Raw genomic sequence first — 25,043 nt, 5'->3', positions numbered from 1 at the left:
TAACTGTGGATTTTAGTCTTAACAGAGAGCCGCACCGCCTGTATCTACAGGTGAGGAGTAGGCGGGAGCGGCAGATGTGTAGAAGAGAGAGGGGGGGGGGTGGGATGGCCCGGTCGTCCGCCAGTCCGGAGGGCTGCCGGTCTATGCCGCCGTGCTGGATCGGCTGCGGGGGATGGGGCTGCTCTACCCCTGCTTCTGCACCCGCGCCGAAATCGCCGCGAGCGCCACCGCCCCGCATGGCCCGACGCCGCTCTACCCCGGCACCTGCCGCGCGCTGCCCGACGACCCCGCCCGCCGCGCCGCCGTGGCACACGCATGGCGGATCGACATGGCCGCCGCGATCGCGCGCACCGGCCCGCTCGAATGGACCGATGCCGGGGCCGGCACGGTTCCGGCACGCGCCGATCTGCTGGGCGACGTGGTGCTGGCGCGCAAGGATGCGCCCGTCTCCTATCACCTTGCCGTCACCATCGATGATGCCGCGCAAGGGATAACAGACGTGGTGCGTGGGGTGGACCTGTTCGAGGCGACTCACGTCCACCGGCTGTTGCAGGCGCTGCTCGGCCTGCCCGTGCCGCGCTACCACCACCACCCGCTGCTGGCCGGTGAGGACGGCCGCCGCCTCGCCAAGCGCGATGGCGCCCCCGCGCTTGCCGTATTGCGCGAGGAGGAGGTTGATCCACGTCTATTGCTGACAAGATTGCGCGGGCGCGGCATTGGCTTTGTCACGCCCAGCCATTAGGTAAGTCCCATGCAAACCTTCCTCGTCATTCTGATCGTGCTATCCGCGCTGGCGGCGGTCGGGGCGCTCGTGCGTGGTATCATCGTCTTCCTTCAGACGACCGAGGCCGATCTCAACGGCACCGGCCCCAGCGTCTCGGGCATGCGCCAGAACAAGATGATGCGGATGCGGATCATGTTTCAGGCGCTGGCCGTGATCTTCGTGATCCTGCTGCTGATGCTCTCGCGCTCGGGCTGAGAAATTGGTCAAGCTCAACCGGATCTACACCCGCACCGGCGACCATGGCGAAACCGGGCTGGTCGATGGCTCGCGCGTCGCCAAGTCCGATCCCCGGATGCAGGCGATCGGTGATGCCGACGAGGCTAATTCCGCGATCGGCGTCGCGCTCCTGCACGTACAGGACGCGCAGTTTCGCCTGATGCTCGGCCGTATCCAGAACGAGATGTTCGATCTCGGTGCCGATCTCGCCACGCCGGGTGAGGATTTCACCCCCGGCGAGATGACGCTGCGGATCACCGCCGCGCAGGTCGAGCGACTGGAGCGCGAGATCGACGCGATGAACGAGGATCTCGAGCCGCTGCGCAGCTTCATCCTGCCCGGCGGCGATCCGGCGGCGGCGCATGTCCACCTCGCCCGCGCGATCGTGCGGCGGGCGGAGCGGGCGGCGGTGGCGGCAGGCGCGACGGTGGCGCTGAACCCGCAGGCGCTCGGCTATGTCAACCGACTGTCGGACCATCTGTTCGTGCTTGGCCGGGCGATCAGCGCACGCGCCGGTGGCGACGTGCTGTGGCAGCCGGGGGCGACGCGCTAGACGCGTGGCGGTCATGCCGCTGAAACGAAAGATTGCTCCGTTCGTTCGGTTGCGGCGAGGGCAGAGATGAACAATCCACAGATGACATACACAGCGCCGCAGGGCGATACACTCGTCGCGCGCTTCGTGCAGGCGCGCGGGCTGACTGCCGCGCTTGCCGCCCCTCTATCCGATGCGGATGCCAGCGTGCAGCCGATGCCCGACGCCTCGCCGGCGAAATGGCATCTCGCGCACGTCACCTGGTTCTTCGAAACGTTCGTGCTGCGCGATCACGTGCCCGGCTACGCCGCCTATGACGATCGTTTCGCGTTCCTGTTCAACAGCTATTACGAGGCCGAGGGCGCGCGCCATCCGCGCGACCGGCGGGGGATGTTGACGCGCCCGTCGCTGGACGAGATATTGGCGTGGCGTGCCCATGTCGATGCTGCGGTGGCCGCGGCGCTGCCGGGCCTGTCCGATGCGGCGCGCACGTTGGTGGAACTGGGCATCCATCACGAGCAACAGCATCAGGAGCTGCTGCTCACCGATATCCTCAACCTGTTCGGCGAGAATCCGCTGGTGCCCTCCGTATGGGATCGCCCGCGCAACGTGCCGGCGCAGGTGCCCGCACCGGTCCGCTGGATCGAGGGGCGCAGCGGCATCGTCGAGATCGGCCACGACGGCGACGGCTTCTCGTTCGATTGCGAGGGGCCGCGTCACAGTGCGTTGCTGCATCCCCACGCGCTGGCGGACCGGCCGATCACGACCGCCGAGTATCGCGGCTTCGTGGACGACGGCGGCTACGCCGATCCGCGCCACTGGCTGGCGGACGGATGGGCCTGGGTGAAGGCCAACGCGATCGAGGCGCCGCTCTACTGGCGTCGTCAGGAAGACGGCTGGCGTGCGTTCGCGCTTGACGGGCTGCACCCGCTGCATCCGGCGGCCCCCGTCACCCACGTGAGTTATTATGAGGCGGACGCTTTCGCCCGCTGGGCCGGCGCCCGCCTGCCGACCGAGGCGGAGTGGGAATCGGCGGCCGCCACGCTCGATCCGTCCGCCGGCAACTTTCTCGACGAGGCCGGCCCGGTCCGCCCGCGCGCCGCACCTGCCGGTACGGGGCTGCGCCAGATGTTCGGCGACGTGTGGGAGTGGACCGGCAGCGCCTATCTGCCCTTCCCCGGCTTCCGCCCGGCCGAAGGCGCGGTCGGCGAATATAATGGCAAGTTCATGTCCGGCCAGTTCGTGCTGCGCGGCGGATCGTGCGCGACACCGCGCGGGCATGTGCGGGCCAGCTACCGCAATTTCTTTTACCCCCACCAACGCTGGCAGTTCACCGGCATCCGGCTGGCGAAGGATCTCTGATGCTGCTCGAAATCGACCGCACCACCGCCGCCGTCGATCCGGCGTTTCGTGCCGACGTGCTGGCGGGGCTGGCGATGCGCCCCCGCGCCATTCCCGCCCGCTGGGTCTACGACCGCGCCGGATCGGAGCTGTTCGAGAAGATCACAGACCTGCCGGAATATTATCCCACCCGCACCGAAACGGCGCTGCTGGCGGCCCACGCCGGCGAGGTCGCTCGGCTGGTGGGGCCGGGGCGGGCGCTGGTGGAGTTCGGCTCCGGCTCCTCCACCAAGACGCCGCACCTGCTCGCCGCGATCGAGCCGGCGGCCTATGTGCCGATCGACATTTCCGGCGACTTTCTGCGCGCTTCGGCGGCGGCGCTGGCGGCGGACTTTCCCAAGCTGCCGATCATTCCGGTGGAGGCGGACTTCACCTATCCGATCGAGCCGCCCGCAGGCATCGCCACGCTGCCCCGGCTCGGCTTCTTCCCCGGCTCCACGATCGGCAACATGGTGGCGCGTACGGCCGTCAACCTGCTGCGCGCGATGGTCGAGACGCTGGGCGAGGGGGCGATGCTGCTGATCGGCATGGACCGGGTGAAGTCGCCCGACGTACTGGTGCCCGCCTATGACGATGCGGCCGGGGTGACGGCGGCGTTCAACCTCAACCTGCTCCATCGCATCAACCGCGAACTCGCGGGCGACATCCCGATCGACGCCTTCCGTCATCGCGCGCGGTGGAACGAGCATGAGGCGCGGATCGAGATGCATCTGGAGGCAGTCCGCGACGTGGCCTTCACCGTGTGCGGCGAGCGGTTTGCCATGACGGAGGGCGAGACGATCCACACCGAGAACAGCCACAAATACGGCCCGCGTGACGCCCGCCTGCTGCTGCGCGCCGGGGCATGGACGCCGGTTCAGGAGTGGACCGACGCGGAAGGCAGGTTCGCCCTGATCCTCGCCGAAGCCCGCCCCGCCGGCACCGCGCCCTGATGTAAAGGGGGTCGTTCCGATGAGGGGCAGGTAGGCGTCGGGTACGGGGCATCGGCAGGCGCAGCGTTTTCGGGCGATGGGCGAGGGAAGCCAACGCCCTTCAGAAAAAAACGTCATCCCGTACCTGTTCCGGGGCCCACCATGCGGCAACCGACGCGGCCCGCGGTCTTCGACGCTGCGTTTGCCTGAGCGCGGACCCCGGTCCGGGGTGACGGTGTGATGGGACTCGTCGCGGAATGTCGATCGGCGAGCACCCTTATGTCGAGCGAAGTCGAGACACGAAGCGCCACGCCTCTGGCAGCCCCGCGACGTCGCCCGGGGGAGGAGTGTCGCATCAGGTTCTCCCGAGGACGCCGCACGATCGCCCACGCTGGAATCGCACGGTCGGCTGGGCTAGACCCGCGCGGTAACCGGAGCCTGCCCCCATGACCCCTCTGTTCCTCGGCCTCGCCGGCCCCACGCTTTCCGCCGACGAGCGCGCTTTCTTCACGCGGGTGGACCCGGCCGGCTACATCCTGTTCCGCCGCAACAGCGTCGATCGCGCGCAGATGAAGGCGCTGACCGACGATTTGCGCGCGCTTTCCGGCCGCGCCGACGTGCCGATCCTGATCGATCAGGAGGGCGGCCGCGTCGCCCGCATGGCGCCCCCCGAATGGCCCGTCTTTCCGAATGGCGAGGCGTTCGACCGGCTGTACGATGTCGCGCCCATGTCGGCGATCGAGGCGGCGCGGGCGAACGCGCAGGCGATCGCGGCGATGCTGGTGGAGGTGGGGGTCAACGTCGATTGCCTGCCGCTGCTCGACGTGCGCGACCCGGAGGGGCATGACATCATCGGCGACCGCGCGTTCGGGGCCGAGCCGATGCGTGTCGCCGCCCTCGGCCGCGCGACGATCGAGGGGTTGCGCGCGGGCGGTGTGGTCGGTGTGGTCAAGCACATTCCCGGCCACGGTCGCGCCGCCGCCGACAGCCACGTCGAGTTGCCGGTCGTGACGGCCGACGCTGCCGCGCTGGAACGCGATCTCGCGCCGTTCATCACGCTGGCCGACGCGCCGATGGCGATGACCGCGCACGTCGTCTATCCCGCTTGGGACGCGTCCGAGTGTGCCAGCCTCTCCGCCACCGTGATCGGCGACGTGATCCGCGGGCGCATCGGCTTCGACGGATTGCTGATGTCCGACGATCTCGGAATGCACGCACTGTCGGGCGACTTCACGACCCGCGCGCGCGGCGTGCTGGCGGCGGGGTGCGACATCGCGCTGCATTGCTCGGGGGACATGGCGGAAATGGTCGCGGTGGCGGCCGGCGTGGGCGAGATCGGCAGCGAGGCACGCGCCCGGCTCGACCGCGCGATGGCGACGATCGCGGGCGCCGCCCCGGCCACGCCGTTCGCCGATCTTGTCGCCAAACGCGACGCGCTGCTGGCCTATGCCTGACGCGGCGCCGGAGCCGGGCGACGCCGACACCCTCACTCTCGAACTGGACGGGTGGGAGGGGCCGCTCGACCTGCTGCTCACGCTGGCGCGATCGCAGAAGGTGGACCTGCGCGAGATCTCGATTCTGGCGCTCACCGAGCAGTATCTCCGCTTCATCGCGCAGGCGCGCAACATGCGGCTGGAGATCGCCGCCGATTATCTGGTGATGGCGGCATGGCTCGCCTACCTCAAATCCTGCCTCCTGCTGCCGGGCGATCCGGAGGCGGACCCCAGCCCCGAGGAGCTGGCGCTGCGGCTGCACCTGCGGCTTCAGCGGCTCGATGCGATGCGCGAGGCCGGCGCCCGGCTGCTGGCGCGCGACCGGATCGGCCGCGACGTGTTCCCGCGCGGCGCGCCGGAGGGATTGCGGCTGGTGCGGACACCGGCGTGGCAGGCCAGCCTGTTCGACCTGATCGCCGCGTACGGCACGGTGCGCGCACGGGGCGTCGAGACGATCCATATCGTCTCGCGGCGGCCGGTGATGAGCCTCGAGGAGGCGATCCGGCGGGTGGAGGCGCTGATCGGCCGGGAGATAGACTGGGCCGCGCTCGAAACCTTCCTGCCCGACGCGCCCGACCCGGATTACCGCCGCTCGGCGCTCGCCTCCAGCTTCCTGGCTGCGCTGGAACTGGCGCGGCAGGGCAAGGTAGCATTGACGCAGGACGCTGCCTTCGCTCCCCTGATGATCCGCGCGCTGTGAGTGAGGCGGAACCGGACGATCTGGCCCGTGCGATCGAGGCTGCGCTGTTCGCGGCGGAGCTGCCGATGACACCGACCGAGATCGCCGCCGCCATCGGGACGCGCGAAGGGATCGCTGCGGCGCTGGCGCGGGTCGCCGCCACTTATGCCGGGCGCGGCATCGATCTGGTCGAGCGCGGTGGGCGCTGGCACTTCCAGACGGCGCCCGATCTGGCCCATATCCTGCGCCGCCAGCGGGAGGAGCCGCGCCGGCTGAGCCGCGCGGGCGTGGAGACGCTGGCGATCATCGCCTATCACGAACCGGTCAGCCGCGCCGAGATCGAGGCGATCCGGGGCGTGCAGATCTCCAGGGGGACGATCGACGTCCTGATGGAGGCGGGCTGGGTGCGCCCCGCCGGCCGGCGCGAGGTGCCGGGGCGCCCGCTGCTGTATGCGACGACGCCGGGCTTCCTCAGCCACTTCGGCCTCGCCAGCCGCCGCGACCTGCCCGGCATCGACGATCTGCGTGCGGCCGGGCTGCTCGACCCGGTCGATCTGGCGCTGGAAACCGCACTGGCGGACGGCCCCGCGCAGTCGGAGGTGGAAAAGGACGGCGCGGACGACTAGATGAGGGGGGATCAAGGAGATTCATCATGGGTGGCCTCAGCCTCTGGCATTGGCTTATCGTCGGCATCATCGTGCTGCTGCTGTTCGGCAAGGGCCGTTTTTCCGATATGATGGGCGATGTCGCCAAGGGCCTGAAAAGCTTCAAGAAGGGCATGTCGGAAGACGACCATGCCGACGAGCCCGCCACGCCGCGCCCGGCTGCGCGCCTGCAGACGCAAGCGCCCATCGAGCCGAATCCCGACCGTGAACTGCGCCCGATGCAGGACGACCGCCCCGCCAACTGATCCGGCCTCGGCCGTCCTTTCACCGGATACCGCCCCGATCGATGCTTGATATCGCGCCGACCGAACTGCTGCTCGTGGCGCTGGTCGCGCTCGTCGTGATCGGACCGAAGGATCTGCCGCGCGTGATGCGCGTGGTGGGCCAGTGGGTCGGTCGTGCGCGTGGGGTGGCCCGCCAATTCCGCTCCGGCTTCGACGAGATGGTGCGTCAGGCCGAACTGGACGAGATGGAGAAGAAGTGGAAAGCGGAGAACGAGCGCATCATGCGCGAACATCCGCCCCACCCGGACCCGACCGGCGACAGTGAAGCGTCTTCCCTGCGTAGCGGCCTGGTCGATGACGAGCCGGGCGATGACCATCCAGACGATCATACGCCTGCCGGCATTGGCGCGGTCGATCCCGCACATGGCGCGGTGATGCGGCCGCTGCCGGGTGCGGTGATCCCCGGTGAAGGTCAGCCGCCGCGATGAAGGACCTCGACGAGACGCGCGCGCCGCTGATGGAGCATCTGATCGAGCTGCGCCGCCGGCTGCTGTGGAGCTTTGCCGCATTGGGCGGGGCATTCGCGCTATGCCTGTATTTCGCGCGGCCGATCTTCGCTTTCCTCGTCCAGCCGCTGCTGCGGGCAGGGCAGGGGCGGATCATCTACACGGATATCTTCGAGGCGTTCTTCGCCGAGATCAAGGTAGCGTTTTTCGCCGCGATCATGCTGGCCTTTCCGATCATGGCGAGCCAGCTTTGGCAGTTCGTCGCGCCGGGCCTCTACGCCAAGGAGAAACGGGCGTTCCTGCCCTTCCTGCTGATGACGCCGATCCTGTTTCTCGGTGGCGCTGCGCTGGCCTATTACGTCGCCATGCCGCTCGCGCTGCATTTCCTGCTCGGTTATCAGGGAAACCTCGGCGGCATTCAGCAGGAAGCGCTGCCGGCGGTCGGAAACTATTTGTCGTTCGTCACGAAATTCCTGTTCGGCTTCGGTGTGGCGTTCCTGTTGCCGGTCTTGCTGATGCTACTGGAACGCGCCGGCATCGTGACGCGGTTGCAGTTGATAGCGGGGCGGCGGTACGCCATCGTCGGTGCGTTCGCGATCGCGGCCGTGCTGACGCCGCCGGACGTCTTCTCGCAACTGCTGCTCGCGGTGCCGTTGGTCCTGCTGTACGAACTCGCGCTGATCGCGATCTGGTTCACCGAGCGCAAGCGCGCGCGTGAAAAGGCGAGCGAGGTCGTGCCGCTGTAAACCCGTATTTTGGCATGCGCTGGACAAACAAGAGGCCCCGCCGGTTTCCCGACGGGGCCTTTGTTTAGCTGGGAGCCTTACTTGGAGTTGTCGGCTGCCTTGGAAACCGCAGTGCCAGCGGACGAGACGTCCTTGCCGGCGCCTTCGACGGTGTTGCATGCCGCCGTCATCAGACCACCAGCCACGAGCGCGAGTGCGAAGATCTTACGAACCATTTTAAGCTCCCTTATCTAACCCTGTACCTCCGGCGCGGCACGCCGTCCGGGAGGACCGGGCAAATAATGTCTGGCGAACGGCATTGTTCCGCCTCGCCAACATTCGGCTGGATATTTCGCAGAGGAATAAAAAATTGGGTCCGGAACGCTGTCGGGGGAGGAGCAGCGGTTCCGGACCTTGATGTCGGACAGCGAGAGCGGGGGGGCATAAAGTCGCTGTCCGTGGTATTAAACCTTCCGGGCCTTCGCCGGTTCCCGGAACGATGGTTTTTTCAACTCTTTCCGATCATGGCCCAAAAGGGCCGAGGATGACGAAGGAGCAAGGTGCTTCACCCGCCGGTCACAGCCGGCGAACAAGGGTTCATTCCACGTCGTCGGCGGGCACGATCGTGATCGCGATCGAATAGCGGCCGATCGCGGGATCGCGATCGAGCGGCGCGCGCAACTGACGCGAAAGACCTTCGAGCACGCGGGACGAGCGGCCATGGGAGGGGTGGTCCCGGCAGGTTTCGTCGATCAATCCCGGCGCCACCACCGATAATTCCGCGCGATCCGGTCGGTCCCCCGCCGAAAGCCGGATCGCCACGCCACCTCGCGGGTCGCAGATCATCGCCAGCTCGACCAGTTCCGTCACCATGAAGGCCACCGGCACGGCGACATCCTGCGAGGCGAAGGCGGGCAGCAATTCGAGCGTGATTGCCATGCTCGCGGCCTCGGGCGGCGCGGTCGCACGCAGATTGGACGCCAGTTCGCCGAGCAGCGGGCGCAGGCCGACGCCGCGGTTCTCCTCCAGCTCGGCATAATGGTTGCGGTGGACGACGGCCAACGCATCGACCCGCCGCTGGATCGAGGCATAGGCAGCGCCGACCTCCGGGTTGGCCACGCCGCGTGCATGCAGGTTGATGAGGCTGGACACGACCTGGAGGTTGTTCTTGACCCGGTGATGCACCTCGCGGGTCAGCTTGGTCTGGCGCGCCAGACCGTTTTCCAGCTCGGCCTCATGCGCCGTCAGCGTCCGGGTCACGGCGGAGAAGGCTTCCGCCAATGCGCGGATCTCGCGTGAGGGCGTGGTGAGGGTCGGCAGACGCAGGGTGCCCTTGGCATCGCCATAAGCGGTGATCGCGCGCTGCAACTGGCCGAGCGGCCGCAGGACCAGCCGATCGACCACGATCCAGCCGATCAGCGCGGCGGCCAGCCACATGAGGATCGGCAGGAGTATCATCAGCACCTCGATCGCGCGGATCGGGGTGGGCGGGCTGCCGAGCTCCAGCGACATCTGACCCCCTGCCACCGGCGCCGCCACCAGCACCTTGCGGGCGAGCGGTCCGGTATCTCGGGCGGAGCGGGACATGGTGATGACGGCGTCGCCCTCGCGCAGGCGGGCCCCGTAGGCGCCATCTTCGCGCGGGAGGGCGAGCAGTGCGACGATCGTCTCGCGCGGCAATTCGCCCACCGCTACTTCGCCGCCCGGTAATCCACCGACACTGAACCGCAGCAGGCTCTCGCTTTCCACCACGCGCACCTCGGTGCCGATACCGGCGGCGGGGGGCATCGCGACGTTCGGGGTGAAGCCACCGGTGACGCAGATGCGCCGCCCCGCCGAGTCGAAGATGCCCAGATCGATGCGATATGGTTTGGCAGCGGCGATCGCCCCCAGCATCCGCCGGCAATCGGCGGTATCGACGACACCCGAGGCGGCGAAGCCGCTGCGCAGCGCGGAGGAGGCGGTGGAGATCGCGACAGTTACCCGACGGGCGCTTTCGGCGGCGATGAGGCGAACCTCCGCCTCGCGGGTAAGGCGGTTCGCCTTGGCTGACTCGATCGACGCGAAAATGGCGATCATGCCGAGCGGCAGAAGCGCTGCCGACAGGATCAGCAGCATCTTCATGCCGGTCGACAGCCGGCCGAACAGGCTGGACATCATGCGCCTTTCCCGGCGCGGGGAACGAAATCGAAGGGAAGGTCCACGTTCACGGCATCGACGCTGCCGTCAGGCAAGCTTGCCGAGCAGGTCGAGCATCTCACCCGGGATGTCCTCGTTGACCGTCTGGTCGTACACGGTCCGAAGGGCGTTGCCGACATTGCCGCCGGCGACATCTTCCCGGATCGCCGACTTGCGCGGAGCTGCGGCATCCGCCTGCCCCTTCCTGTCATCTTTCGCACCCAACTCGATATTCCCCTCGCGACAATCGACCGAAACATCCGCGCGCCGGATGCGCCGCTCCCCCAATCCACGCATCGGCCCGCGCGTACACAAGCGAAACCGTCAATCACGCTCGCTTGTCCCGGATCGTACCAGAACCTGCGATGCGGGCCGATAAAATGGCCTTCGCTGCGAGGAAACAAAAAACTCCGTAGTTGGTTCCCCCTCCCGTGCAGTCGTTCGCGATGCGGCCGGTCTGCGCTTCGGGGGAAGCGGGCAGGGCGTTGGCGCGCTTGCTTTCGGCCCCCGCGCCAATCATCTAGGGCGCAAGGCACAATCCTTGTCGCATCCACGGAGTACCGCATCACATGTCGCTCGGCCAGGAACTCGCCCCGCATCTTCCCTTCCTGCGTCGCTATGCGCGGGCGCTTACCGGCAACCAGACGCACGGCGATGCCTATGTCCGTGCCGCGCTCGAGGCGATCGTCGCGGCGCCGGGCGATTTTCCGCGCGATGTCGATGCGCGGCTCGGCCTCTACCGCACGTTCCAGCGCATCTGGGCGTCGACCAATGCGGATGACCCCGCCGATACCGTGATCGACGACGGCGAGAGCGAGTCGATCGCCCAGGCTCGCCTCGCCCAGGTCACGCCGCGTTCGCGCCAGGCCCTGCTGCTGACGGCGATGGAGGGCTTCACCTCGGAAGATGCCGGCTACCTGATCGGCTTGACCGCTTCGGAGGTGGATACGCTCGTCGCCGACGCACTGGCCGAGATCGAGCGTCACACGCGCGCCGAGGTACTCATCATCGAGGACGAACCGATCATCGCGATGGATCTCGAAACGATCGTGCGCGATCTCGGCCACGGTGTGACCGGCGTCGCGGTGACGCGCGACGAGGCGGTCGCGCAGGCGATGGCGCAACGCCCGGGGCTGGTGCTGGCCGATATCCAGCTGGCGGACGATAGCTCCGGCATCGACGCGGTGAAGGACATCCTCGCCGAGTTCTCCGTACCCGTGATCTTCATCACCGCCTTCCCCGAACGGCTGCTGACCGGGGAGCGGCCCGAGCCGACCTTCCTCATCACCAAGCCGTTCCAGCGCTCCACGGTGAAGGCGGCGATCGCCCAGGCGCTGTTCTTCGACCTCCAGACCGTCCCCGCCTGATGCGCCGGGCCGTGCGGCGGAACCAGCCGCACGGCGTGACGTTTGTAACGGGACGATAACGAGGAGGGTTGGCGACATGGCTGATGAAGAGGTCCATCTGACCCGCAAGGAGGCCCGGGCGGGCGCGTCGACCCATGTGACCCGTTATGTCCTGTCGATATCGCTCGTCCTGATCGTGATCCTTTTCGCGGCGATCCTGTTCTTCTGGCGTTAAATCGTTGGAATAGAGCGCCGGACGGCTCGTAAAATGCGACCCGCGCGCTATGTTGGGCGGGTCGATAAGCCGTTTCGGCAATGACACTACCGTGGGATGCGTGGATGCAGGACGATCAGGCGCGAGACGATTATGTCGAGCCGGTGCCGCTTTCGGACGAAGAGTTCAAGGTCGAACTCGGGCGCGTCATCCCGCACCTGCGCGCGTTCGGCAGGTCGCTGTCGGGCAATCGCGATCTTGCCGACGATCTGGTGCAGGAAACACTGCTGAAGGCCTGGGCGGCGCGAAAGCGCTTCCAGGCCGGTACGAACATGCGGGCATGGACGTTCATCATCCTTCGCAATCTGTTCCTGTCGCAGATGCGCCGGGCACGGTTCAAGGGCGAGTGGGACGAACTGACCGCATCGAAGCTTCTGGCCGCACCAGCCAGCCAGGATCGACACGTAGAGCTTGGCGATATGCAGCGTGCCTTGCTTCATCTGCCGCAGCCGCAGCGCGAAGCGTTGATTCTGGTTGGCGCAGGCGGTTTTGCCTACGAGGAAGCGGCCGAGATCTGCGGCTGCGCCGTTGGCACGATCAAGAGCCGGGTTGCACGGGGTCGAGTGGCGCTCGAGGCGTTACTGACCGAGGGCAAGCTGCCGTCGCGCCGGGATCAGGTGCCGACGACCGGGCGTACCGCCTTGCAGACGATCATGAACGAGGTCGACGAGCTTAGCCGGGGTCGTTGAACGGTCGACCGTCGCAGGGCGTGACGGTTCCCTCTCTGTAGAGGCCGGACCGTTTCGGTTTGGCGGTTTATGAGGCTTTGATGGCACCATAATGTGCCGCCCAGGTTCGATTTAGTCTGGAATAGCAAGCGGGCCTGCAATGATCGTCGGATCGGCGAGAAATCGCACGAGAGCAGGCCCGGCCAGCGTGAGAATCTTAGCGCCGGCCTCTTCGGCCGCGGTAGAGGCGGGGGAAGCCGCGCCGCTGCCGTCGCCGAAATCGACTGTCCGGATCAGGCGGTCACCGGGGCGGATAAAGAACGCGGTTTCTGCGAAGACGTCCGGGGTGATCCCCAGAGCGCCGGCGATCAGACGATCCGCGATCACGAGCATGCTCCCGGTCACGCTGACATAATGAAGCTGCTTGTTGCCGATCTTTAATAGAGCTCTGAGCGCGGCTTGCCGTGCCGGGGTCGGCATGCCGTCCGCAAGCGCGGAGACATCCACCAGTGTCATCGGCGCACGGCGCAGCGCGTCGTTGCGCGCCGCCGCTTTTGCCACCTCCGCGAGATCGTCGGCTGTCGGGCGGGTTTCGCGGACGGCCCTGGGCAGGGCCTGAGCCAGAACGCGGCGTGGATCGGGCGTGGTGGGCACGGACCTGCGGATCGTGGTCACCAGCCGGGCGACGGCGGCAGCCGCGATGTGTTTGCTCGCGCCCGGAGACGGAAAGTCGCCGACGCCTTCGATCACGGACCCCGTCGTATGGCGGAGCAGCGTCGCGCCGCGCGGTGCCGGGCGGGCGGGGCGTTCCTGCGCGTCGAGGATCGCGGCAAAACCGCCGGTCGCGAACAGATCGCGCAGGCGAGACGATTCGGGGGCATCGCCAGGTCGATCCACCAGGAGCAGCACGCCGGGGAACTCGGCGATCAAATCCGCAACCGGTGCGGCGCTGAACGCGGCCACGTAGAGGATGTGATCGAAACGCGGGGCATGTCGCTCGAACCATCCGAAGTCATGCGCGTCGAAATTCGCCGCCGTCCACGGATCGGCAAGTGCGCCACCGGGCACCACCGCCGTCACCACGAAGTCCGTGTCGAGTGCGCGCAGCAGCGGCTCTGCCAGCGCCGCACCGCTGTCATCGCAGATGAGCGCGAGGTGGGGGCGGGCTGAGGCGGGCGAGGCATCCGCCAGCGCAGGCCGTGCAGGCAGCGGGTCAGCGCAGGTCCGCTCGAACGCGTCGAGCGCGGTCGCGGCGGTAGCCTCCCAGCTGAACAGCGCAGCGCGCGCCGGCCCCCATGCCGCCAGCTCTCGCCTGAGTCCGGCGTCGTTCAGGACGCGCGCCATGGCCGTGCCGATCGCCGCCGGATCGGTCGGGTCGCACAGCAGGTCGTCGCGGCCGATCACCTCGGGGATACTGGTGGTGTTCGATCCGATCACGGATGCGCCGCACGCCATCGCCTCCAGCACCGGCAGGCCGAAGCCCTCGCCCAGCGACGGGAAGGCGAACAGCGCGCACGCGCCGTAAAGCGCGACGAGGTCCTCGTCTGGTACGAAGCCGGCCAGCACGACCGTATCGGTGGGCAGCCCCGCCCCGGCGGCAAGCGCGGCGATGGCCTGCCGCGCGGCATCTTTCACCCGCCCGACGAGGACGATCTGGTGCGCGTCGCGCAGCGTCGCCGGCATCGCGGCGAACCCGGCGATCAGCCCGCCGATATTCTTGCGCGGCTCGAACGGGCTGGTGTTCAGCACGAACGGACGGGTAATGCCGTACCGCGCCATCAGCCCGGCGTGATCCGCGCCGGGCTGGGGCGGGCGGAAGCCGGGATCGACGCCGAGCGGCATCGCCACCAGCCGGTCCGCCGGCACGCTCAGCTTCACCACGGCCTCGCCCGCGACGTGATGCGAATCGGCCAGGAGAAGGTCCGCCGCCGCCGCCGCGCGCATCTTGCGATAGTAAGCGGTGCGGATGCCGACACCGGGCAGGTAGATGTCGGCGTGGTCGAGCGGGATGAAATCGTACAGCAGCACGGCGGTACGGTACGATGCCGGCGCCACTGCGGTGACCATCTCGTCCCAGAACCCCTCGAACAGGCTGGGGATGAACAGCAGGTCGGGCGCGAGGACGGCGACGAAGTCGGCCAGCATGATCTCGGCGGCGCGGTTGCGCCAGGCATTGTTCGGATCGGCGGAGGCGGTGCGCGAGGGGAGCGCGCAGACGGCGATCTTTTCCGCCGGCAGCAGATCGGCCAGCGCACGGCGGATCGGCAGGATCGTGCCCGGGAAGCGATCGCTGAGCAGGACGATATAATCATGGTCGCGCCCCGCGGCGATCATTGCGCGAGTGAGGGCCATCGCGGCCCGCCCGATGCCGCGCGTGCGGCTGCCGTTCTGGCAGCTTTGCAGGTCGATCACGATCCGCACAGGCCTACTCCCCGGCCAGCGCAAAGGCGAGATGCGCCCAGATCGCGCGCTCGCGACGATCCAGCCCGTCGGGCGCTGCCGGTTCGAGGAACCCCCAGCTGCGCTCGGTCAGGCGGACGAGATCGGCGGCGGTCCAGCCGGCGGCGGTGAGCGCGGCGGCGGCAGCGGGCAGGCCGGGTGACAGCCGCCACGCCGCCAGCATCGCCTGCAGCCCCGCCGCCCGCCGCCCGGCGGCGGCCAGCGCACGGCCGAGCGCGGCGAACACCAGCGGCGCGCGCGGGCGGTGGAACAACGCGAGCCGATAGGCATGCACCGCACCGATCGCATCGCCATCGGCCATCGCGGCATCGCCGAGCGCCACCAGCACCGCCGGCTGGCGCGGATCGGCGGCGAGCGCGGCGCGATAGTGGCGCACCGCGCCCCAGGGCTGTCGGCTGCGGGCATGGCGGTGGCCGGCCTCGCGGTGCCACCATGCGCGCAGACGTCGCAGGGGGCCGGGCAGGGCCGGAGGCACGTCCGCCCCACCCAGCAGCGCGCCGATCATCCGCTCGTCCAGCCCGGCGCCGGCCAGCGCGGTGCCGGCGAGATCGTCGCGCATGGCGCCATCGTCCGGATCGAGCGCGAGCGCGCGGGCGAGCACGTCGGCGGCATGTTCCGGGTCGCCATGATGGCGCAGGAAGAGCCCGTGCTGGCGCAGCGCATCGGCATCGAGCGGAAAAGCGGTCGTGGCGGAGCGATAGGCTGCCTCGGCGCCGGCAAGATCGCCGGTCTCCTTCAACGCATGGCCCCGCTGGACATGATCGCGCGGGGTGGCGAGGCCGCGGGCGATCAGCGCGGCATAGCGGTCTGCGGCGCCCGCCCAGTCGCCGGCGCGAGCGGCGCGGCGGGCCTGGCCCAGCATCGGGCGGGCGATCAGGGTGGCGAGCGGGCCGGGCATCGCGTGTCCATAGCGGCTGCCGGCGTCATCCGCCAACTGCCGGCCCTTCACCACCCGGTCATCCCTGGCCTATAGCAACGCAGGCAGGCGGACGGGGGCTGAAGAGGTGGAGCAAGGCGAGCAGACTCGGACCGACCGACCGGGCGCGCCCGGGACGACCGCCGATCCGCGCCCGCCATCGGCGGTCAGCGGCGGCGGGGGGCTGGCCGGGCTGGCGGGGCTGGCCGGCTGGATGCTGCTGGCGCGCTCGTTCGGCATGGACGGGCCGCTCGCCGCTTTGGTCGCGCTCGTCGCCTGCGGGGTGCCGATGGTGCTGTGGTCGCTGCTGGTCGATCGCGTTCATCGCAGTCCCACCACCGGGATCGACTGGACCGTGCCGCCCCGGCCGTGGCGCGACACGCTCGACACCAGCCTCACCAAGCTGGCCGGGCTGTGGTCCACCTGGTGCGCGATCGCGATCTTCTATGCCTGCGGCCGCTGGTACTGGGAGGGGGGCTATGCGTTCGCGATGGGTTTCTTCACGGTCGCCGCGCCGGTGCTGGTGGTGCTGTCGATCCCCTATGTGCTGTGGCTCGATCGCCGGCTGATCGAGCCGCGCGATGGCGCGTTCGCACTGGGGGCGCTGCTGCTGGGGCAGGGGGAGGTCGATCGTGAGGCGCTGGCCGAACATGCGCGGCAGTGGGCGGTGAAGGGGTTCTTCACGGCCTTCATGATCTCGATCGTGCCGGGCAATTACGGCAACGTGGTGCGGGGGGACCTGGGCGTCGCGCTCGCCGATCCGGTATCGCTGACGCAGTGGCTGATCGCCGTGATGTTCCTGATCGACGTGGCGATGGCGACGGTGGGCTATCTGCTGACGATGAAGCCGCTCGACGCGCACATCCGCTCGGCCAACCCCTATGCGGCCGGGTGGGCGGCGGCGCTGATCTGTTATCCGCCCTTCATCCTGATGGGGCAGGGCGGGCCGCTCTACTATCACACCGGCACGCAGGAATGGAGCGCGTGGCTGGCCGGCCACCCGATCGCGCTGGCGCTGGCGGGGGCGGGGCTGGTGGCGCTGACCGCTATCTATGCGTGGGCGACGGTGGCGTTCGGGCTGCGCTTCTCCAACCTCACCCATCGCGGCATCCTGACGCACGGGCCGTATCGCTGGAGCAAGCACCCGGCGTATCTGTCCAAGAACCTGTTCTGGTGGCTCTCGTCCATGCCGTTCCTCGTCACCACCGGCAGCATGACCGACATGGTGCGCAACACCGTGACGATCGCGGCGGTCAGCGGCGTCTATTACTGGCGGGCGCGGACCGAGGAACGGCATCTGGGCGCCGACCCGGCCTATCGCGACTATGCCGCGTGGATGGACCGAAACGCCCCGCTGCCGCGCCTGCTGCGCCGGATCGGCGGTGCCCCCGCACCGCTGCCGCGCGCCGGCGGATAGACGCTGCACGAGCGCAGGCGCATCGGGCGGATGCGCGGGCGCGGGGCCGTGCCTATGTGGGGGTGGAAATCGGAGGCACTCGATGATCGATCTGTATTACTGGCCCACGCCGAACGGCCACAAGGCGACCCTGTTTCTGGAGGAGGCGGCGCTGCCCTACCGGATCGTGCCGGTGAACATTGGGGCGGGCGCGCAGTTCGAGCCGGCGTTCCTGCAAATATCGCCCAACAACCGGATGCCGGCGATCGTCGATCATGCACCGGCCGATGGCGGCGCGGCGGTGAGCGTGTTCGAATCGGGCGCGATCCTGCTCTATCTCGCCGAGAAGACCGGCCGCTTCATTCCCGCCGACCTGCGCGGGCGGGCGGAGGTCCTGCAATGGCTGTTCTGGCAGATGGGCGGGCTGGGGCCGATGGCCGGGCAGAACCACCATTTCAACGGCTATGCGCCAGAGAAAATCCCTTATGCGATCGACCGTTACGTCCGTGAAACCGCGCGGCTGTACGGCGTGCTCGACCGGCGACTGGCGGACCGGGCATTCGTGGCGGGGGCGGATTATTCGATCGCGGACATGGCGATCTATCCGTGGATCGTCTCGCACGAGAAGCAGGATCAGGATCTGGCCGACTTCCCGAACGTGAAGCGGTGGTTCGATGCGATCGCCGTGCGACCCGCTACGGTCGCGGCCTATGCCCTGGCCGAACAGGTCAATCCGCAGCCGGGGGAAATGGACGACAAGGCAAAGGCCATTCTGTTCGGCAACGGCAGCACAAAAGCCTGATCCGGGAGCCGCCGCCGTTCGACGAGGCGACGGCCCGGATTTCAGTTCGCCCGCATCTCCACCTTTTCCACCCATTCGGGGAAGAAACTCGGCTCGCGATTGGACCAGCCGGGTGCCGTGGCCGCAGCCTCACTGATCGACTGCAGCAGCACCCGGCGCTTTTCCGGGTGGAGGTGAGGCAAGGCGGCGGCGGCGCAGAAGGCTCCCGGCAGCCACGGACGGACATTGGCGCCGATCAGCCGTTCGTAAAGAAAGCGATAGGAGCCGAAGCTCGCCAGCCGATCCTGGCCCAGATCGAATGCGGTCATCGTGACGAGCGGAGCGAGAAACGGTTCGACCGCATCGAGGCCGCTGTCGTCGGGCACCGTGTCGCGGACGTGGTCCAGCCGTTCGTACACGCGGCGCTGGGCGCGGATGCTGGCGGCCTCGATCACATCGCGAGACCAGCGGCTGAGGGCATCCTCCCGCTCCAGCCCGACATCGAGAGAACGACGGATGTACCGTTGGGTCGCGCCAGGAAAGCCGGCGAATTCCTTCATCTCCGACAGCGTCATCGCGCCGTCCGCTGGTCTCGACTGGGCGCCCATTGCAACCTCCCCGAACCTGTAATCGATCAAGTTACGATCCAAGCACGCTCCTGGTTGCGGAGGGCTTAATCGCGCCGTCACCCGGCATTCACGAAGGGAGCATCTTTCCTGTTGCAATGCAACATGACGGTCAACGGATCGTCGCATTTCCGTAACCGACGCCGAATTCGAAGCCGCCCGTACCGCGAGATCGCGGGCCGGGCGGCGTCGGTTTCACTCCTTGGCGTCCATCCGTTCCTTCTCGGCGGCAGCGTCGTAGCCGGAGGAAGGAGCCGGATCCTTGCCCTTGCCGGGTTGGGTGTTCGACGGGGCATCCGAGGTCGGAAACGTCTCGTCCAGCGCGACGTCGAGCTTGGCATCCTCGAGCGACGGATCGGATTTCAGCCGTGCATCGTCGCCGGAGTCGCGTCCCTCCCGGACATGGGTGGTCGGGTGGGTGCCGCCGGTCGCCTCGTTCGCGTTCTCGTCTGCCATGAATCGTCTCCTGTCTGTATGTTGCCAACGCATTGCCGAACGGGCCGTTCCGGAGGCGACCCGACGGCGCGGCATGGGCAGGACAGGGGACATCGCAGGGAGGGAACAACGCCCAGACATGGCCACGCCTCCGGGCCTCGCGGCCCGGGGGCGTTGCCTTGCCGGCGGGCCGGGTGGCCCGCCATCGATGGTCAGCGCGCGCCGATCGCGATCGACGGGGCGGTGTTCTGTGCGAGGCGGGTGTCGGTGCGGGCAGTGGCGACGGCAAGCTGCATGCTGTCCTGCGCTTTCGCCAGAGCCGCGGCACGGCAGCGGTTGACCTGCGCGTTGGCGTTGAGTCCGCGCGTTTCGGCCCGGCCGCAGACGACGGTCAGCGCGGCGCGGACGCGCTGGCGCAGGCGTGCCACGCCCTGTTCGCTCTTGAGATCGAGGTCGCGATAGGAAACCCTTGCGGACTGCTGGTCCGCGTCAGGGGCTGCGGTGAAGGCAACGCCGGGAACAGCGATGGCGAGACCGGCGGCGAGGATGAACGAAACGGAGCGAATGCTGGTCGTCATGGAAACAAACCTTCTGAAAACGGAAACCGTGGTTTCGACGTTGGCGGCCCGTCCGGGTCGCTGTCGGGGCTTCCGCTACAGAAGGTCTGTTCCACTTTGATTGCGGTCTCCGTACAAAACGAAGAACAGCCAAAGTCGTTACATTGAAAGAACAAAATTGCGTTTCGGAAACCGGCGTGGCGACAGGCCCTGCCGTCGCCGGATCACAGCCGGGTCAGTCCAGTCGCTCGACCGACACGCGCTGCTCGATCAGCTGGCAACCACCGAACACGGTCATGAAGGCGATGTCGAGCGCGTCGCGGCCGACCGCCATGCGGACCAGCCCCTCGACCGGGGCCAGCCGCGTCGCATCGACGAGGTGCCAGCCCTTTTCGAGATACACCTCCACGACGGCATGGAAATCCGGCGGGTCGAGCTGCCACGCATAGGCAGAGACGACGCGTGCGGGGATGCCCGACGCGCGCGACAGCGTGGCCATCAGGTGCGCGAAATCGCGGCACACGCCCTGCCGCTCCACGAAGGTATCCTTGGCGGTCGTCGTCGAATCGCTCGATCCGCGAATGTAGTCGGTATGCTCGTAGATCCAGTCGGCGATGGCCTGTACCTTTTCGCCGCCCTCGTATTCGCCGAATTCACGCTCGGCGAAGGTGCCGAACTGGTCGGATTCGCAGTAGCGGCTGGGCCATAGGTAGGGGATCACCTCGGCCGGCAGGTCGCGGCGATGGGCCACCTTCAGCGTCTCCAGCGCGGGCACGTCGCGCGTCACGTCGAACACGCCGCGATAGGTGGCGCGCCACGATCCTTCCGCATGCATCCAGGTGCGGCGGCCGATGTCGTCCTCGCCGGCCACGGTGCGCAGCGGGCCGCTGCCCTCCACCGTCAGCGAATCCTCGATGATGATCTGGTCCGGCAAGGGCGCCGCCTCGATCGTGAGGAGCACGTCGACCGGCTCCTCCATATGATAGTCGAGCACCGCCTCTATGCTCAGCCGCATGTTCCAGACCCCCGTTCGATAGCTTGCCCCGAAGCGCGCGAGAAAGCGCCGCGTTCCGCCGTTTCGCAAGTGCGGAATAATAAACGCCGGCACGTTGCGAAAGGGGGGAGAGCCGGGGCGGGGGCGCCCTCGAATCAGCCGCGCCCGGCCATGTGATACAGCGTCGGCGCGGCGCTGCGCGGGCGGCTGCGCGTCACCTCGCGGCGCAACGCGTCGATCGCGGTGGCGACGTGCACGGCGACCTGATCGTAGCCGAGCCGGTCGCTGCCGTTCAGCGCCTGGATCAGCAGGCTTTCCAGCGTGGGATTGTCGATCGTACGCGTGACCACAGAATGTCCTTCCGGGAAGGTTGCCACCACCCGGGCGGGCGGATCGGCTTCGTTGCTGTCTGGGTTAACGGCATGGAGGGCATGCGCTTAAGCGTTGCGGGAACCCTGTTCGCGCCGGCTAGGAAGTGGCGGCGCCCGCCCTATATCCGCAGGCCGGCAAGCGCCGCCGCCTGCTTGCCCGATGCGAACAAATCTGGAACATGAGCCTTATGTCGAGCCACATCATCGAGCGGGGCCACGCCCCATGCTGACCCACATCAGCGTGCGCGGCGCGCGCGAGCACAACCTCAAGGACGTGTCGGTCGATATCCCGCGCGACAAGCTGGTGGTCATCACCGGCCTGTCCGGCTCGGGTAAGTCGAGCCTCGCGTTCGATACGATCTATGCCGAGGGGCAGCGGCGCTACGTCGAGTCGCTGTCGGCCTACGCGCGCCAGTTCCTCGAATTGATGCAGAAGCCCGACGTCGATCATATCGAGGGCCTCAGCCCCGCCATTTCGATCGAGCAGAAGACGACCTCGCGCAATCCGCGTTCCACCGTGGCGACCGTGACCGAGATCTATGACTACATGCGGCTGCTGTGGGCGCGGGTGGGCGTGCCCTATTCGCCCGCCACCGGCCTGCCGATCAGCGCGCAGACCGTTTCCCAGATGGTCGACCGGGTGATGCAGCTGCCCGAGGGCACGCGCTTCTACCTGCTGGCGCCCGTCGTGCGCGGGCGCAAGGGCGAATATCGCAAGGAGCTGGCCGAGTGGCAGCGCAACGGCTTCACCCGCGTGCGGATCGACGGCGAGATCGTCGAGATCGAGGAAGCCCCCGCGCTCGACAAGAAGCTGAAGCATGACATCGAGGTGGTGGTCGATCGCATGGTCGTCGGCCCCGAGGCGGGCACGCGGCTGGCGCAGAGTTTCGAGACGGCGCTGAAGCTGGCCGACGGGCTGGCCTATGTCGATCTGGCCGAAGGCGTGGTGCCCGGCCGCGAGGGCGAGGCGGAAGCCGCCGCCACCGGCACGAGCAAGAAGGGCGCGGCCAAGGGATCGGCCGCCGCCGGGGTCGGCGGCGTGCCGGCCAACCGGATCACGTTCAGCGAGAAGTTCGCCTGCCCCGTCTCCGGCTTCACCATCGCCGAGATCGAGCCGCGATTGTTCTCGTTCAACGCGCCGCAGGGGGCGTGCCCGGCGTGCGACGGGCTGGGAGAGAAGCTGTATTTTGATCCGCAGCTGGTGGTGCCGAACGAGAATCTCTCGATCAAGAAGGGCGCGGTGGTGCCTTGGGCGAAATCGAACCCGCCCTCGCCTTACTACATGCAGGTGCTGGCATCGCTCGCCAAGCACTACGGCTTCTCGCTCGACACCGCGTGGAACGAGCTGGCGCCCGAGCATGTCGCCGCCATCCTGCACGGCACCGACGGCAAGGCGATCACGCTCAAATTCATCGACGGAAGGAAGGCCTATGAGGTCAGCAAGCCGTTCGAGGGGGTGATCGGCAACCTCAACCGGCGGATGCTTTCCACCGAGAGCGCGTGGATGCGCGAGGAGCTGGCGAAGTACCAGTCCGCCGCCCCGTGCGAGGTGTGCGGCGGCGCGCGGCTGAAGCCGGAGGCACGCGCGGTGAAGATCGCGGGCGAGGACATCAGCATGTCCACGCGGCGCGCGGTCGGCCCGGCGCTCGCCTTCTTCCGCGACATGCCGAGGCACCTCAACGATCAGCAGAATGCGATCGCCGAGCGTATCCTCAAGGAGATCGTCGAGCGGCTCGGCTTCCTCGACAATGTCGGCCTCGATTACCTCAACCTCGATCGCACCAGCGGCACGCTTTCCGGCGGGGAGAGCCAGCGCATCCGGCTGGCGTCGCAGATCGGCTCCGGCCTGTCGGGCGTGCTGTACGTGCTGGACGAGCCGTCGATCGGCCTGCACCAGCGCGACAACGACCGGCTGATCGTGACGCTCAAGCGGCTGCGCGATCTGGGCAACACCGTGATCGTGGTGGAGCATGACGAGGATGCGATCCGCACCGCCGACTATGTGATCGACATGGGGCCGGGCGCCGGCGTGCGCGGCGGCGCGGTCGTGGCGCAGGGCACGCTGGAGGAGATCCTCGCCAACGAGGACAGCCTGACCGCCGACTACCTCACCGGCCGCCGGTCCGTGCCGCTGCCGGAGAAGCGCCGCAAGGGCAACGGCAAGAAGCTGACGGTGAAGGGCGCGACCGCCAACAACCTCAAGAACGTGTCGGCCTCGATCCCGCTCGGCACCTTCACCTGCATCACCGGCGTCTCCGGTTCGGGCAAGTCCACCTTCACCATCGACACGCTCTACGCCACCGCCGCGCGCACGCTGAACGGCGCGCGGATGCTGGCCGGGCATCACGAGAAGATCGAGGGGCTGCAATATCTCGACAAGGTGATCGACATCGACCAGTCGCCGATCGGTCGCACCCCGCGATCGAACCCGGCGACCTACACCGGCAGCTTCACCCAGATCCGCGACTGGTTCGCCGGCCTGCCTGAATCGCAGGCGCGCGGCTACAAGCCGGGGCGGTTCAGCTTCAACGTGAAGGGCGGGCGCTGCGAGGCGTGCCAGGGCGACGGCGTGCTCAAGATCGAGATGCACTTCCTGCCCGACGTGTACGTCACCTGCGACGTGTGCCACGGCGCCCGCTACAACCGCGAGACGCTGGAGGTGAAGTTCCGCGACAAGAGCATCGCCGACGTGCTGGACATGACGGTGGAGGACGCGGTCGAGTTCTTCAAGGCGGTGCCGCCGATCCGCGACAAGATGGCGATGCTGGCCGAGGTGGGCCTTGGCTATGTGAAGGTGGGCCAGCAGGCGACCACGCTGTCCGGCGGCGAGGCGCAGCGGGTGAAGCTGGCCAAGGAGCTTTCCCGCCGCGCCACCGGCAACACGCTGTACATATTGGACGAGCCGACCACCGGCCTCCACTTCGAGGACGTCCGCAAGCTGCTGGAGGTGCTCCACGCGCTGGTGGAGCAGGGCAACAGCGTGGTGGTGATCGAACACAACCTCGAGGTCATCAAGACCGCCGACTGGCTGATCGACCTCGGCCCCGAAGGCGGCGACAAGGGCGGCGAGATCGTCGCGGTGGGCACCCCCGAGCAGGTGGTGAAGGAGCCTCGGAGTTATACGGGGCGGTATCTGAAGCCGTTGTTGGGGACGGTGAAAGCAAGCAAAACTGAAAGTGGGCGGAGCAAGATAAAATAGGGGAAGCAGAGTGGCGGATGGTGAAAATGGTGTTCTACGTAAAGTGTACTTCTTTAAGTTCGAGCATTTTAGCGAATTTAAGGAGAGACTGTCAGGATCTTTTCAGAGGATAGAGAATCTTCCCTTTGAGGACCAAGGAAGATACCAGTACGACCCGATTACTAATTCGAGGCTCTGTGTTTTTCCAGACAGGCTCGATTTTCCAATTAGAATGCGTTTCGGTCGCACTCGACTTGGCTCACTTCCCGATGTTGAGAGCGGAGGCAAACTCCAGACGCTTGAACTGCAAGAAGACGAAGGGCTTATCGACGTCTGTCACATCGTATTCTTTGAAGACGGATATGTAGCAGCTGAGTGGAATTGGGAGGGGCCAAGGTTAGCCAAACTTGGCCGATACTTGTTCGAAAAAGGACATAATCTACCAACCGCGCCTGTATTTTATCCGCTTTTCGAACGTGACATTGTAGAGGTCATCGCAGGGCTAGATAGCATTCGTGTTCTTGAAGTGGATGTCCCGCCGGATGCAGCGCAGCTTCTTAAAGAAGCGGATGATAATCTTGCGGCAGCAGTGGAGGCCTCAGAGACCGTTTGGAAAAGGCTTTGCACGGTTGGTCGGATGTGATTCAGGCTCTGGATGTGGACCGAAGAGAGCCGAGGGCGGATGTCCGACATCGCCAGGAAGACCAAGCGATATCCGTCTGATCTG

General features: G+C 67.4%; 27 protein-coding genes and 1 pseudogene. 18 read left to right on the top strand and 10 right to left on the bottom strand.

Translation table 11 applies throughout. The features are described 5' to 3' along the window. Window positions 1-91: 91 nt before the first annotated feature. The 11 genes and pseudogenes from FOY91_RS14095 to tatC form a co-directional block, all read left to right on the top strand. Window positions 92-742: pseudogene (locus FOY91_RS14095) on the top strand (glutamate--tRNA ligase family protein); the annotation flags it as partial. A gap of 9 nt (window positions 743-751) precedes the next feature. Next, the gene (locus FOY91_RS14090; protein WP_145153191.1) at window positions 752-979 is read left to right on the top strand and encodes a twin transmembrane helix small protein; all 228 of its coding nucleotides are present in this window, start codon (window positions 752-754) and stop codon (window positions 977-979) included. Window positions 980-983: 4 nt separating this feature from the next. Continuing rightward, window positions 984-1,553, top strand: coding sequence for a cob(I)yrinic acid a,c-diamide adenosyltransferase (locus FOY91_RS14085; protein ID WP_145153188.1), 570 nt, complete (start codon window positions 984-986; stop codon window positions 1,551-1,553). 81 nt (window positions 1,554-1,634) lie between these two features. Then, window positions 1,635-2,894, top strand: a complete 1,260-nt coding sequence (gene egtB / locus FOY91_RS14080) for an ergothioneine biosynthesis protein EgtB (protein ID WP_145153186.1) — start codon at window positions 1,635-1,637, stop codon at window positions 2,892-2,894. Further along, window positions 2,894-3,865, top strand: coding sequence for an L-histidine N(alpha)-methyltransferase (gene egtD / locus FOY91_RS14075; RefSeq protein ID WP_145153182.1), 972 nt, complete (start codon window positions 2,894-2,896; stop codon window positions 3,863-3,865). Before egtB ends, egtD begins: the two co-directional genes overlap by 1 nt. A gap of 425 nt (window positions 3,866-4,290) precedes the next feature. Further along, window positions 4,291-5,298, top strand: coding sequence for a beta-N-acetylhexosaminidase (gene nagZ / locus FOY91_RS14070; protein ID WP_145153179.1), 1,008 nt, complete (start codon window positions 4,291-4,293; stop codon window positions 5,296-5,298). Then, a complete protein-coding gene (locus tag FOY91_RS14065) occupies window positions 5,291-6,037 on the top strand; it encodes a segregation and condensation protein A (protein WP_145153176.1) in 747 nt (248 codons plus the stop codon). The genes nagZ and FOY91_RS14065 overlap by 8 nt, the downstream gene beginning before the upstream one ends. Continuing rightward, window positions 6,034-6,642 carry an SMC-Scp complex subunit ScpB gene (gene scpB / locus FOY91_RS14060; protein WP_145153174.1) on the top strand — a complete coding sequence of 203 codons (609 nt, stop codon included), beginning with the start codon at window positions 6,034-6,036 and terminating at the stop codon, window positions 6,640-6,642. Before FOY91_RS14065 ends, scpB begins: the two co-directional genes overlap by 4 nt. Before the next feature lie 26 nt (window positions 6,643-6,668). Continuing rightward, window positions 6,669-6,926: a twin-arginine translocase TatA/TatE family subunit gene (locus FOY91_RS14055; protein WP_145153171.1), complete on the top strand. Its 258-nt coding sequence runs from the start codon at window positions 6,669-6,671 to the stop codon at window positions 6,924-6,926. Window positions 6,927-6,967: 41 nt separating this feature from the next. After that, window positions 6,968-7,393, top strand: a complete 426-nt coding sequence (gene tatB / locus FOY91_RS22415) for a Sec-independent protein translocase protein TatB (RefSeq protein WP_238995705.1) — start codon at window positions 6,968-6,970, stop codon at window positions 7,391-7,393. Further along, entirely contained in the window at window positions 7,390-8,157 is a 768-nt protein-coding gene (gene tatC / locus FOY91_RS14045) for a twin-arginine translocase subunit TatC (protein WP_145153168.1), read from the top strand. Before tatB ends, tatC begins: the two co-directional genes overlap by 4 nt. Window positions 8,158-8,234: 77 nt before the next feature. On the opposite strand, the gene FOY91_RS14040 is transcribed toward tatC, so the two are convergent. The 3 genes from FOY91_RS14040 to FOY91_RS14030 all read right to left on the bottom strand — a co-directional run bounded on the left by FOY91_RS14040 (window position 8,235) and on the right by FOY91_RS14030 (window position 10,602). Beyond that, window positions 8,235-8,372, bottom strand: coding sequence for an entericidin A/B family lipoprotein (locus FOY91_RS14040; RefSeq protein WP_145153165.1), 138 nt, complete (start codon window positions 8,370-8,372; stop codon window positions 8,235-8,237). Between the two features lie 361 nt (window positions 8,373-8,733). Further along, window positions 8,734-10,296 (bottom strand): sensor histidine kinase, encoded by a 1,563-nt coding sequence (locus tag FOY91_RS14035; protein ID WP_145153162.1) that lies wholly within the window; start codon window positions 10,294-10,296, stop codon window positions 8,734-8,736. A 66-nt stretch (window positions 10,297-10,362) separates the two neighbouring features. Then, window positions 10,363-10,602: a NepR family anti-sigma factor gene (locus FOY91_RS14030; RefSeq protein ID WP_145153159.1), complete on the bottom strand. Its 240-nt coding sequence runs from the start codon at window positions 10,600-10,602 to the stop codon at window positions 10,363-10,365. Between the two features lie 281 nt (window positions 10,603-10,883). Here FOY91_RS14030 and FOY91_RS14025 point away from each other — a divergent pair, with 281 nt between their 5' ends. From FOY91_RS14025 to FOY91_RS14020, 3 genes are all read left to right on the top strand, one after another. Next, entirely contained in the window at window positions 10,884-11,681 is a 798-nt protein-coding gene (locus tag FOY91_RS14025) for a response regulator (RefSeq protein ID WP_145153156.1), read from the top strand. A 76-nt stretch (window positions 11,682-11,757) separates the two neighbouring features. Next, complete coding sequence (locus tag FOY91_RS22030; protein ID WP_203234577.1) at window positions 11,758-11,895, top strand: hypothetical protein; 138 nt, start codon at window positions 11,758-11,760, stop codon at window positions 11,893-11,895. Between the two features lie 104 nt (window positions 11,896-11,999). After that, window positions 12,000-12,623: a sigma-70 family RNA polymerase sigma factor gene (locus tag FOY91_RS14020; protein ID WP_238995704.1), complete on the top strand. Its 624-nt coding sequence runs from the start codon at window positions 12,000-12,002 to the stop codon at window positions 12,621-12,623. Between the two features lie 111 nt (window positions 12,624-12,734). Here the strand turns inward: FOY91_RS14020 and FOY91_RS14015 are convergent, their stop codons facing one another. Then, on the bottom strand, window positions 12,735-15,023 hold the full coding sequence (locus tag FOY91_RS14015; protein WP_145153150.1) for a glycosyltransferase family 4 protein: 2,289 nt from the start codon (window positions 15,021-15,023) through the stop codon (window positions 12,735-12,737). Between the two features lie 4 nt (window positions 15,024-15,027). Further along, a complete protein-coding gene (locus FOY91_RS14010; protein ID WP_162527237.1) occupies window positions 15,028-16,014 on the bottom strand; it encodes a tetratricopeptide repeat protein in 987 nt (328 codons plus the stop codon). Between the two features lie 52 nt (window positions 16,015-16,066). Here FOY91_RS14010 and FOY91_RS14005 point away from each other — a divergent pair, with 52 nt between their 5' ends. Both FOY91_RS14005 and FOY91_RS14000 read left to right on the top strand, forming a co-directional pair. Then, entirely contained in the window at window positions 16,067-17,395 is a 1,329-nt protein-coding gene (locus FOY91_RS14005) for a methyltransferase family protein (RefSeq protein WP_238995702.1), read from the top strand. Between the two features lie 82 nt (window positions 17,396-17,477). After that, window positions 17,478-18,176, top strand: coding sequence for a glutathione binding-like protein (locus FOY91_RS14000; protein WP_145153144.1), 699 nt, complete (start codon window positions 17,478-17,480; stop codon window positions 18,174-18,176). Window positions 18,177-18,217: 41 nt separating this feature from the next. On the opposite strand, the gene FOY91_RS13995 is transcribed toward FOY91_RS14000, so the two are convergent. The 5 genes from FOY91_RS13995 to FOY91_RS13975 form a co-directional block, all read right to left on the bottom strand. Then, a complete protein-coding gene (locus FOY91_RS13995; RefSeq protein ID WP_145153141.1) occupies window positions 18,218-18,763 on the bottom strand; it encodes a hypothetical protein in 546 nt (181 codons plus the stop codon). 213 nt (window positions 18,764-18,976) lie between these two features. After that, window positions 18,977-19,237 (bottom strand): hypothetical protein, encoded by a 261-nt coding sequence (locus FOY91_RS13990; protein ID WP_145153138.1) that lies wholly within the window; start codon window positions 19,235-19,237, stop codon window positions 18,977-18,979. A gap of 191 nt (window positions 19,238-19,428) precedes the next feature. After that, entirely contained in the window at window positions 19,429-19,794 is a 366-nt protein-coding gene (locus FOY91_RS13985; protein WP_145153135.1) for a UrcA family protein, read from the bottom strand. A gap of 214 nt (window positions 19,795-20,008) precedes the next feature. After that, a complete protein-coding gene (locus tag FOY91_RS13980; RefSeq protein ID WP_145153132.1) occupies window positions 20,009-20,788 on the bottom strand; it encodes a transglutaminase-like domain-containing protein in 780 nt (259 codons plus the stop codon). Window positions 20,789-20,922: 134 nt separating this feature from the next. Next, window positions 20,923-21,117 (bottom strand): hypothetical protein, encoded by a 195-nt coding sequence (locus FOY91_RS13975; RefSeq protein ID WP_145153129.1) that lies wholly within the window; start codon window positions 21,115-21,117, stop codon window positions 20,923-20,925. 244 nt (window positions 21,118-21,361) lie between these two features. On the opposite strand from FOY91_RS13975, the gene uvrA reads away from it, so the two are divergent. Further along, the gene (uvrA, locus tag FOY91_RS13970; protein WP_145153126.1) at window positions 21,362-24,337 is read left to right on the top strand and encodes an excinuclease ABC subunit UvrA; all 2,976 of its coding nucleotides are present in this window, start codon (window positions 21,362-21,364) and stop codon (window positions 24,335-24,337) included. 10 nt (window positions 24,338-24,347) lie between these two features. Beyond that, window positions 24,348-24,959 carry a hypothetical protein gene (locus tag FOY91_RS13965; RefSeq protein WP_145153123.1) on the top strand — a complete coding sequence of 204 codons (612 nt, stop codon included), beginning with the start codon at window positions 24,348-24,350 and terminating at the stop codon, window positions 24,957-24,959. Window positions 24,960-25,043: the final 84 nt, after the last annotated feature.

It is taken from the genome of Alterirhizorhabdus solaris (assembly GCF_007785815.1).
Lineage (GTDB): Bacteria > Pseudomonadota > Alphaproteobacteria > Sphingomonadales > Sphingomonadaceae > Alterirhizorhabdus > Alterirhizorhabdus solaris.
This window is presented reverse-complemented; position numbering and strand designations above follow the sequence as displayed.

Excerpts from the sequence above, each read along its gene's own strand:
- FOY91_RS14020 (WP_238995704.1), top strand. The coding sequence starts at position 12,000 with ATGCAGGACGATCAGGCGCGAGACGATTATGTCGAGCCGGTGCCGCTT.
- FOY91_RS14000 (WP_145153144.1), top strand. The coding sequence starts at position 17,478 with ATGATCGATCTGTATTACTGGCCCACGCCGAACGGCCACAAGGCGACC.
- FOY91_RS13980 (WP_145153132.1), bottom strand. The coding sequence starts at position 20,788 with ATGCGGCTGAGCATAGAGGCGGTGCTCGACTATCATATGGAGGAGCCG.
- tatB (WP_238995705.1), top strand. The coding sequence starts at position 6,968 with ATGCTTGATATCGCGCCGACCGAACTGCTGCTCGTGGCGCTGGTCGCG.
- FOY91_RS14035 (WP_145153162.1), bottom strand. The coding sequence starts at position 10,296 with ATGATGTCCAGCCTGTTCGGCCGGCTGTCGACCGGCATGAAGATGCTG.
- nagZ (WP_145153179.1), top strand. The coding sequence starts at position 4,291 with ATGACCCCTCTGTTCCTCGGCCTCGCCGGCCCCACGCTTTCCGCCGAC.
- FOY91_RS14065 (WP_145153176.1), top strand. The coding sequence starts at position 5,291 with ATGCCTGACGCGGCGCCGGAGCCGGGCGACGCCGACACCCTCACTCTC.
- FOY91_RS13995 (WP_145153141.1), bottom strand. The coding sequence starts at position 18,763 with ATGGGCGCCCAGTCGAGACCAGCGGACGGCGCGATGACGCTGTCGGAG.
- FOY91_RS22030 (WP_203234577.1), top strand. The coding sequence starts at position 11,758 with ATGGCTGATGAAGAGGTCCATCTGACCCGCAAGGAGGCCCGGGCGGGC.
- egtD (WP_145153182.1), top strand. The coding sequence starts at position 2,894 with ATGCTGCTCGAAATCGACCGCACCACCGCCGCCGTCGATCCGGCGTTT.
- tatC (WP_145153168.1), top strand. The coding sequence starts at position 7,390 with ATGAAGGACCTCGACGAGACGCGCGCGCCGCTGATGGAGCATCTGATC.
- FOY91_RS13985 (WP_145153135.1), bottom strand. The coding sequence starts at position 19,794 with ATGACGACCAGCATTCGCTCCGTTTCGTTCATCCTCGCCGCCGGTCTC.
- uvrA (WP_145153126.1), top strand. The coding sequence starts at position 21,362 with ATGCTGACCCACATCAGCGTGCGCGGCGCGCGCGAGCACAACCTCAAG.
- FOY91_RS14025 (WP_145153156.1), top strand. The coding sequence starts at position 10,884 with ATGTCGCTCGGCCAGGAACTCGCCCCGCATCTTCCCTTCCTGCGTCGC.
- FOY91_RS14040 (WP_145153165.1), bottom strand. The coding sequence starts at position 8,372 with ATGGTTCGTAAGATCTTCGCACTCGCGCTCGTGGCTGGTGGTCTGATG.
- FOY91_RS14055 (WP_145153171.1), top strand. The coding sequence starts at position 6,669 with ATGGGTGGCCTCAGCCTCTGGCATTGGCTTATCGTCGGCATCATCGTG.
- FOY91_RS14090 (WP_145153191.1), top strand. The coding sequence starts at position 752 with ATGCAAACCTTCCTCGTCATTCTGATCGTGCTATCCGCGCTGGCGGCG.
- FOY91_RS13990 (WP_145153138.1), bottom strand. The coding sequence starts at position 19,237 with ATGGCAGACGAGAACGCGAACGAGGCGACCGGCGGCACCCACCCGACC.
- egtB (WP_145153186.1), top strand. The coding sequence starts at position 1,635 with ATGACATACACAGCGCCGCAGGGCGATACACTCGTCGCGCGCTTCGTG.